This is a genomic window from Mycolicibacterium llatzerense, assembly GCF_000878195.1.
Classification (GTDB): Bacteria; Actinomycetota; Actinomycetes; order Mycobacteriales; family Mycobacteriaceae; genus Mycobacterium; species Mycobacterium llatzerense.
The window spans coordinates 103,506-112,345 of sequence record NZ_JXST01000021.1 but is presented as its reverse complement, the minus strand read 5'-3'; the positions used below and the strand labels follow the sequence as shown (position 1 = coordinate 112,345).

The 8,840-nt window shown below is 64.4% G+C and carries 8 protein-coding genes and 2 pseudogenes; 4 read left to right on the top strand and 6 right to left on the bottom strand.

Features of this window, described 5'->3' with window-relative positions; all coding sequences use genetic code 11:
* Both TL10_RS31980 and TL10_RS16180 read left to right on the top strand, forming a co-directional pair.
* Positions 1-129, top strand: a 129-nt coding sequence (locus tag TL10_RS31980) for a DUF3237 family protein (protein WP_043986381.1), incomplete at its 5' end; no start/stop codon positions are given.
* A gap of 465 nt (positions 130-594) precedes the next feature.
* Entirely contained in the window at positions 595-1,938 is a 1,344-nt protein-coding gene (locus tag TL10_RS16180) for a PucR family transcriptional regulator (RefSeq protein ID WP_043986379.1), read from the top strand.
* Between the two features lie 118 nt (positions 1,939-2,056).
* Here the strand turns inward: TL10_RS16180 and TL10_RS16175 are convergent, their stop codons facing one another.
* The 5 genes and pseudogenes from TL10_RS16175 to TL10_RS16160 form a co-directional block, all read right to left on the bottom strand.
* Complete coding sequence (locus tag TL10_RS16175) at positions 2,057-2,902, bottom strand: LLM class F420-dependent oxidoreductase (protein ID WP_043986377.1); 846 nt, start codon at positions 2,900-2,902, stop codon at positions 2,057-2,059.
* 61 nt (positions 2,903-2,963) lie between these two features.
* Positions 2,964-3,665 (bottom strand): LLM class flavin-dependent oxidoreductase, encoded by a 702-nt coding sequence (locus TL10_RS16170; RefSeq protein ID WP_234711461.1) that lies wholly within the window; start codon positions 3,663-3,665, stop codon positions 2,964-2,966.
* Positions 3,666-3,689: 24 nt separating this feature from the next.
* Positions 3,690-3,872 (bottom strand): annotated as a pseudogene (locus TL10_RS32100) (lipase family protein); the annotation flags it as partial.
* Positions 3,872-5,305 (bottom strand): carboxylesterase/lipase family protein, encoded by a 1,434-nt coding sequence (locus tag TL10_RS16165; RefSeq protein WP_043986375.1) that lies wholly within the window; start codon positions 5,303-5,305, stop codon positions 3,872-3,874. The gene TL10_RS16165 and the pseudogene TL10_RS32100, both read right to left, overlap by 1 nt.
* 23 nt (positions 5,306-5,328) lie before the next feature.
* On the bottom strand, positions 5,329-6,234 hold the full coding sequence (locus tag TL10_RS16160) for an MBL fold metallo-hydrolase (RefSeq protein WP_043986374.1): 906 nt from the start codon (positions 6,232-6,234) through the stop codon (positions 5,329-5,331).
* A 127-nt stretch (positions 6,235-6,361) separates the two neighbouring features.
* Between TL10_RS16160 and TL10_RS16155 the strand changes: the two genes are divergently transcribed.
* Positions 6,362-7,252 (top strand): helix-turn-helix domain-containing protein, encoded by an 891-nt coding sequence (locus TL10_RS16155; RefSeq protein WP_043986373.1) that lies wholly within the window; start codon positions 6,362-6,364, stop codon positions 7,250-7,252.
* Between the two features lie 530 nt (positions 7,253-7,782).
* On the opposite strand, the pseudogene TL10_RS30205 reads toward TL10_RS16155, so the two are convergent.
* Positions 7,783-8,049: pseudogene (locus TL10_RS30205) on the bottom strand (SAM-dependent methyltransferase); the annotation flags it as partial.
* 99 nt (positions 8,050-8,148) lie between these two features.
* Between TL10_RS30205 and TL10_RS16150 the strand changes: the two are divergent.
* Entirely contained in the window at positions 8,149-8,826 is a 678-nt protein-coding gene (locus tag TL10_RS16150) for a winged helix-turn-helix transcriptional regulator (protein WP_043986372.1), read from the top strand.
* Positions 8,827-8,840: the final 14 nt, after the last annotated feature.

Below are 8,840 nucleotides of genomic sequence, written 5' to 3'. Positions count from 1 at the left end.
GTCACCACCCCGCGCCTGGAATGCGGAGACCCCAAGTACGCCTGGGTAAACCAGACGATCTTCGTCGGACAGGGACGGATCCAACCCGGACCTGTCGTCGAATTCCAGGTCTTCCGAGTCACGCTGTAACAGAGCGGGTTTCATCAACGTGGTAACGGCGGTTGCGCCAGCTTCGCAACATTTGTTGCCGAGGCTGGAACCCAATCGGCGGATTCCTACGCTGATGCGTGCACGCCGACCGGGCGCACATTACTGCGCGGACGACCGCGTCCAGCTCGGCGCTGCCCTCGGTCTCGTCGGTTCCGGGTCCGGGCCGAGCGCACGATCAACGCCGACGCAATGTCGGAGCCTGGTGAAGTGCGCACAGGTGCCGGACTATCAAATTTATTGTCCTGCAGTTGATTACGATCTTGCTGCACGAGCCGAGATGATGACTGTCTGTATGTTGTTGTTCAGCAGTAACTTCCGTCCGCCATCCAGCAAGTCCGGCTCGGTACCGACGAGATCCAATCGCGTCGACGTGGGTGCTATGCCTACCGGCGCAAGCGAAGGCCCTTACCATCATTCCGTCCTAGCCGCGCAGAGGGGCGAATCATGCCGCAAGTAGACACTCCCCGAACGCTTGCCGCGGAAACCGCCGCCGTCATCATGGAGCGGTTGAGCCAGAAACTCCCAGCTACGTCGCTGTCCATTCAGCAGATGCTGTACCGGGAAAAGCCGGAAATAGCAGGCGACGGCGAATTGCTGGCATTGCTTTACGACACGGTCCAGAGCAACCTTGAAACGTTCTTCCCCGCCATCCGCCACGGGATCCCCCGTGACCGCATAGTGGCGCCTACTGCAGCCCTTGAGCATGCGCGTCGGATGGCGCAACGCGGTACCCATGTCGAAGAATTGGTCCGCGCCTATTGGCTCGGCTACCAAGATTTCCTCGCGGTCATCCTCGATGAAATTCGGACCGCGCAGCTTGAGGCTCATCTGGGATTGTTGGTATTCGCGCAGTTATCGGCGAGCTCATTCGCTTATCTCGATTGCGTGTCGCATCAAGTGGTCGACGCCTATCAGGAGGAACGCGATCGGTGGCTGGCCAATCAAAACCAGGCGCGGTCACTGCGCGTACGCGAGGTGCTCGATGGCGACGACGATCTCGATATCGACGAAACCTCAGTTCTCATCTGCTATCCCATGCGCCGGGTTCATCTCGCACTCATTCTCTGGTGCCCTGAACAGGAAGATGGCGAGGAACTGGACACCATGGAACGGTTTGTCGCAGAGCTGTCCATAGCATTGGGCGCTCGGGAGCGCCCGTTGTTTGTCGCCTCCGATCGCATCACCGGCTGGGCGTGGATTCCGCTCACCGCCGACGCCGCGGCCTGCGACGTGATGGGCCGGCTCCAGGACTTCGTCCGCTTGCATTCGAACTCGCCGTGGCTCGCCGCCGGCACTGTGTTGCCTGGTGTCGCCGGGTTTCGGCGGTCACATCGACAGGCCTGCGCGGCCCGCACCGTGGCGCTCGCGCCGAAGGCACCGCCACGGCGGGTGACCGCTGCCAACGAACCCGGTCTCGTCGTCGCAGCACAGTTCAGCTCCGATCTGGAAAGCGCCCGTTCATGGGTGGGGCAGGTCCTGGGCCCACTTGCTTCGGACAATGACAGCGACGAGCGGCTGCGGGAGACGTTGTCTGAATTCCTGCGCAATAGATCGAGCTTCAAAGCCAGCGCGTACGAGCTGCACATTCATGTCAATTCGGTGAAGTATCGCGTACAACGCGCCCTCGAACGTCGGGGTAGACCGATCGGCAATGATCACCTTGATGTGGAAGTCGCCCTGTTGCTATGCCATTGGTACGGCAGGGCAGTTCTGAGTCCGGCCAAGCCCGTGAATAGTGGCGGTCGTTCAGCTACCGCAACCACGACATGGCGCACCTCGACCGCATAAAGGGCAGCGACCTGCCTTAAGGCAGTCGCTGATGCCCTTCACGACGCGGGCCGGTGAGAGCCAGCAAGAGCCGCGCCACGACTAGCTTTGAGCTGGCTCTTGATCCGTGCGTTATGGATCAGTTGAGGCCGAGCGGTCCGGCCAATTTGGTAAGCGAGGGAATCAGTTGGCCAGGTCCGGTCAGAACCTGCACGGGCACGTGGGTCGCGCCGGCGGCGAGATGCTCTTTCAGTCTGCGTGCGATGGTGTCAGTGCTGCCGTACGCTACGAGCGCGTCGATCAGGGCGCCACTACCGGGTGCGGCGACATCGGAGTCGTTGAACCCCAATCGCTTCCAGTTGTTCACGTAGTTGGTCCCTTTGAGGTAGACGGCGAGAGCCTCGCGTCCGATGGCTCTCGCTTCGACGGCGTCCATGGTCAGCACCACCTTGTGCCCTGGGGCGATGAACGCATCCGGTCCGACCAGAGCACGCGCCCGGGCTGTGTGCTCCGGAGTGGTCAGGTAGGGATGGGCTCCCGCGCTGCGGCGTGCGGCCAGCTTGAGCACCTGTGGGCCTAGCGCGGCGACGACGCGCCTGTCCTGGGGCACGCCGTATTCATCTAGCTTGTCGAGGTACTCCGTGAGCGCGGCGTAGGGTTTCTTGTATTCAGCGATCAGTTCGGGATGTCCGGCCCCGATACCGAGTAGAAGCCGTCCGGGATGGGCCGCCTCGATGCGGTGAAACGACTCGGAGACCGGCCCCGCGGACGCCGACCAGATGTTGACGATGCCCGTTGCCACCTTCAGATTGTTGGTCGCCTCCAGGACCGACTCAACCCAGTCGAGTTCGGCCGGCGGCGAGCCGCCTCCCCAGATTGCTCCGTAGCCGAGCGCCTCGATATCCCTCAATTGGGCGGTGGTCAGTTGTTTCCACTGTTCGAAAAGACCGAAAACGCCGAAGGTGCCCATAGTCGGATTAGTCATGGCCTAGTCAACCTGCTGTGCGCTCAAGAGTATTCCGCTATATTCGGCGGAATCCGTTGCATCACAACCTTATTTCGGATAACAGTGCGGTGGTGCGCTTGACGGTGTCGGAGCCTCCGTACGGCATGGCGGCGAACTCCGTCACGCCGGCTTCGGCGAACCGCCGCAATTGCGCGGCAACGTGTTCCTCGTCGCCCACGATGCTGACGTCGGCGACACTGGTGACACCCTCGGCGGCCAGCACCGTCCGGTAGGCAGGCTCTTGCCCGGCGAGGGCGAAGGCGGCCGCGATGGATTCTCGGCCGGCATCCGGATCGGAGGTCACCATCACCGGCAGGCCTGCGACCACCTGTGGCGCCGGACGTCCAGCTGCCGTAGCCGCCGCGGTGACGCGGGGAACGATGCTGTGTTCCAACGTTTTAGGGCCGGTCCAGGTGGTGATTGTGCCATCACTCATCGAGCCCGCGAAGCCGAGCATCCGTGGTCCGAGCGCCGCGAGCACGACGGCGGGTGCTGGCGCTGTGGGCAGGTCCACCTGGCCCACGGCTGTGAGCTGGTTGCCGTGGTAGTCGACGGGTTCTCCGGCCAGCGCAGGGATCAAAATCTCCAGGTACTCGCGCAGATATTGCGCAGGACGCTCATAGGAATAGCCGAGGGCCTCGATCATCGAGGGATGGCTCACGCCGACGCCGAGCGTCAATCGGCCGTCGACAGCGGCGTTGGTCGCGAAGGAATCCCATCGGTTGTACGAAAGATCCGGCACACTGCTCCACGATGCGCTGCGAATCGTGGAGGGCAGATCGGTCGTAGCGCAGTTGGCATAGGTTCCGACAACGTTGAGTTCGGGAGCGTACGAGCCGGCCGCCATGGCTGCTGCCAAAGCGGCATGGCCGCCGCCAGCCAGGCAACCCCGAAGGCAACGGGCCCAAGCGGGCTGGTGGTCACGTGCACTGACGATCGGCGATCTCATTACTCGAAATGCTGTACCGCAATCTCGTCGCCGCGATAGCCGTCCCAGCCAGGAGAACCGTTGCGGGCGAACGCCACCCACGAGCCGTGCATCCGCCGGGCCAGACTTTCGGGAGCGGGATCGGGCCCCAGCAAGCCCGTCTTCCCGTGCAGCCACGGCGAATCGGCGATGTCGAAGACAAAGGGAAGCTCGACGGTGTGTGCAGCGCCGAGGTTGCCGTCGACCGCCGTCGAGCGGAAGCCGAAGCGGTAGACATAGGTGCCGCGTTGAGAGATCGACGTGTGGGCTTGCGCCATTCGGGCCGAGCCGACACCGAAGAGCGCATCGCCGAGCAGAGCCGAGCGTACTTCGCCGTGAGTGGCATGTGGACGGGCGGCGGCCACGGCCGCCGCCACGGCTGAATCCGAATGTGTTTGTGCCGCAACGGCCAAGACATCAGCGTGCTGTGACGTATCGAAGGTGCCCTGGGGGACGAGATAGAGGTTGCCCTCTTCGGTGTTGGTGCCGATGAGCAGAGTGACGTCGGCCGCCGGGCCATTGGTCAGCGCATCGGCGGGCTGCCGGTCCAGGACGAGGCTGAACGGGCTCAGGCCTACCAGCGGGTCTGTGGCGGTGGCGGTGCGCAGGTCAAGACCAGCCAGCGCCGGGAGCACGGCGACGAATAGTTCATCGGAGACGTCTGCGAACCCGTCCGCGGTGGGTTCCACGCCAAGCTCAGCGGCTACAGCGCGGGTGACTCGTGCAGCCTGCTCCGGCGTGAAAGCGCCTGTGCCGCTGCCACTCTGCATGATGGCCCGCTTGAACAACCCGCTGGCCTCCGGTGTGGCGAGCAGGGCTCCCACCAAAGTGGCACCCGCGGACTGGCCGAAGAGGGTGACATTTCCGGGGTCACCGCCGAAGGCGCTGATCGTATCGCGGACCCATCTCAGCGCGGCGAGCACGTCGAGCAGCCCGCGGTTGCGTGGCGCCCCAGGGGCATCGAGAAAGCCGGGGATCCCCAAACGGTAGTTGACAGTAACGAGCACGACGCCGTCACGAGTGAATGCCCGGCCGTCGTACAGCGCGGCCTGAGACGACCCGGTGACGAATCCGCCGCCGTGGACGAACACCATCACCGGTCGCGCCGCGTCGTCGGCTGCGGGGGTGTGCACGTCGAGCGTCAGATAGTCCGCACCGGTGACCCACCCGGGACCGAAGTACGGCCGCATGTCGAGTGCACCGAAGTCCCGAACAGGCTGTGGCGCAGTCGCCCCGGGACCCGTCATGTCGCGGACGCCGCCCCAACCCGGGTGAGGTGTCGGTGGAGCGAAGCGGGCCGCCCCCGTCGGGGTGGCGGCGTAGGGGAGCCCGCGGTAGCGCTCGCCGCCGTGGTCGCGGACGCCGCTTACCGCGCCCGAAGGGGTTCGAACGACGGGAGTGTTGTTCTGAGACAAGGGTTCTCCTCTGGTGGTTGGTGTCAGCTGATACGGGCGAAACCGGCCCAGCTCTTGATGGCGAAGCTGGAGCCGTCCCGGCCCACCTCGACAGCGCCGTGTCCGCCGAGGTGGGCCGGAAACAGGAGCGCGTTGTCGTCGCTGGCACGGCCCAGCAGCTTGTGCCTGGTGTTGCGTGATTTTGCGGGGTCTTCGCAGAAGCAGCTGTTGGTATGCGGTGTGACAATCTGCAGCGGGGTATGGATGAGATCACCGACGAACACCGCTCGGTCTCCGCCGGATTCCAGTGTCAGGACCGACGAACCGGGGGTGTGTCCGGGTGCAAGGTCCAGCCGCAGATTCTTGTCGATCTGGTAGGTCTCGTCCCAGAGCTGGGTCAACCCTGCGTCATCGATCGGGGCGACGCTGTCTTCGAACACATTCAGACTCCCGCGGCTGGCGGCGGATTTGTGGGCATTGGCAGGGTTCCAGAAGTCGAAATCGCGTTGTGGCATCAGGTAGGTCGCGTTCGGGAAGGTGGGCACCCACGTCGAATCGTCCAGACGGGTGTTCCAGCCCACGTGGTCGATGTGCAGATGGGTGTTGATCACCAGGTCGACGTCCTCGGGCGTAACACCTGCGGCGGCCAAATTGTGGAGGAACGCGGTGTCGAGGTGGTTCCACACCGGGACATGCGGCCGTTCCTTGTGATTGCCGACACCGGTATCGACCAGGATGGTGCGTCCAGCGCTGCGCAGCACCCAGGTCTGGATCGCCGAGATGCATTGATCTGTGGCGGGATCCCAGAAGTCGGGAGCCAACCAGTGCTTGTTTGCTTCCCAGTCGTGGTGGGTGCTGTCTGGAAAGAATTCTGCGGGACGCATCTGCACGGAGCCGTAGTACTCCTTGACCCGGGTGATGGTGACGTCGCCTAGTTCGATCTGTTCCATGTGACTCCCTCGATCATCGGTGGTGCTCACACGAGTTTGTGGACGGGCGCGGTGGGTAGCCACACCTCGTCGGTCCTACCCCTGGCAGGGTGTGGCTGGGATCTGACACCACACGGATACTGAGGAGATGGACGGACCTGGGCCGCTCGGAGAATTTCTGCAGGCGCGGCGCGCGCGCACCCGCCCCGAGGACATCGGTTTGCCGGACTTCGGTGCGCGACGACGGGTGCAGGGTCTGCGCCGCGACGAGGTGGCGCACCTGGCGGGAGTCAGCGTGCCCTATTACACGCGGCTCGAGCAGGGGATCTCCCGCGGCGCGTCACCCGAGGTTCTGGAAGCGATTGCCGTTGCGCTGCAACTCGATACGCACGAACGTGAGCACCTCGAACGGTTGGCGGGGGCTGCGCGGCGGGCATCTCGGCCGCGGCGCCCGCGGCCAGAGAAGGTGAGTGACGAGACGCGGGATCTGCTTCGCGCCCTCGACGGTGTTCCGGCGCTCGTTCTGGGCCGGCGCACCGATGTGCTGGCCTGGAATCAGCTGGGGCACGCGCTGCTGGCGGGACACGTCGACCGGACCGCCGTTGACGATGTGGTGAACCGACCCAACATGAGCCGAATGGTGTTCTTGGACGGACACAAGCGCGAGCTCTACACGGACTGGCGGCGCAAGGCCAGGGCAGTGGTCGGCAATCTGCGTATCGCCGTGGGCCGGTATCCCGACGATCGTGACCTCGCCGCTCTCATCGGTGAGCTGACGATGAAGAGCTCGGAGTTCGTCGCGATGTGGGGCGATCATCGGATCACGCCCTGTGATGCCGCGTCCTATGACCTACACCATCCGGTGGTAGGCGCCCTGACTGTCACCCAGCAGACGTTGGCCATCGCGCGCTCGCCTGGTCAGAGCCTGATCGTGGTCACCACCGTTGCGGGGTCCCCCTCGGAGCGGGCGCTGGCGCTGCTGCGAACGCTGGGCACATCCGTGCATGACCGTGAGCTGCCGGAGAAGTTACGCCCCTGAGTCTCATGGGAAGAAGTCCGAAAGCGCCAACGCCTCTGGGGCGAACTCCGTCGTCAGTTGCGCCTAGGTACTTCGATCAACTGCACCGGGACCGCGGGCCAACATGAATTCATGGCTCGTCGTCAATGTTAGCTGAGGCGCCAGGCTTTGACGGCAGCGCTTTGCATGTGCAGTTGGCTGAGGTATTTCGTCGGCTCCGGGCACCTCTCGTGTGGAGCGTCGTTAACGGACATTTCGCGTGAAACCTGTTGTAGCTCAGCAGCCTCCGAAGATTCGGACTCTCAAGTGCTCTCAATGTGACCGCACGTGGGAGCGGCCACGGAGTCGAGGTCGCCGGCTACTTCGGTGCCCGAACTGTGCAGCGACGGAGCCCGCGCCTGTCCGCGAGGGTTGACCCATTTGGGTACGACCGTACCGTTCTAGGATTCGTCATCTACGATGCAAAACCCGCCCGCCAAACCTGATGCAATCCTGCGAAGTCGCAGGTCAGAGGAGTGGGATATGACACGGAGAAATGCAACCTAAAATTCCTTTCCGGCGCCGAGGAGTTCGGGCGTCAGGTCGGAGGCGACGACGTCGGCGCCCGCGCGGGCAGCGGGAATGGCAGCGTTGCCGGATCCCGCGGCGACGTCCAGCACTCGCTGGCCCGGCCGGGATCTCGCAGGCAGTGACGAGCACTGGGCCGAGCCCGGCGATGATGTCGTTCGCCAACGTCGGGTAGTCGCCCAGCGCCCACATTGCGCGGTGCGCTCCTTGAGCGCGCGGTCCTCGTCGGCCAATGAGGCTGTGGTGGTCATGTCGGCTCCCTTCTCTCTGGTGCTGACGCTACGAGCCCCTCGTCGCGGCAACTGGTACAAGATCTGGACCGCCCACAGCGATGGTCATACGCTGAGCCGATGGGCGCTTCGTACCACCAGTTCTGCCCCGTGGCGAAAGCGATGGAGTTGCTCGACGAGCGATGGACCATGCTGATCATCCGCGAACTCGACTGTGGCAGTGAAGGTTTCAATGACCTCCGTCGCGGCGTCCCGCAGATGTCGCCGACGCTGCTGTCCAAGCGGCTGCAGCAGCTCACCCGCGCGGGGATCGTGGAGCGACGAGCGGACGGCACCGATGTCCGCTATGTGCTGACCGAGGCCGGCCGTGAACTCTGGCCCATCGTCGAGGCCGTCGGGACGTGGGGCATCCGGTGGATCGGTGAACTCGGCGACGAGGACCTCGACCCGAAACTGCTCCTATGGGACATGCACCGCAACATCAACCACGGAGCGGTCCCCGACGGGAACGCCGTCGTCCACTTCCGCTTCCCCGATGTCGAGCCGCGCGGCAGCCACTGGTGGCTGGTGATCACACCCGACGACGCGTACGTCTGCGACACCGACCCGGGCCAACCGGCCACCGCGACCGTCACCACAAACCTGCGCACCATGACCGGCATCTGGCGGGGCGACCTGTCGTGGACCGATGCCCTCCGCGGTGATGCGCTCGCGATCGAGGCGCCCAGCTCAGTGCGGCGGGCCGTGCCGACGTGGTTTGCGCTGTCGGGGTTCGCGGGAGTTGAGCGGCCGGGGTAAATGCACCCGCGTGC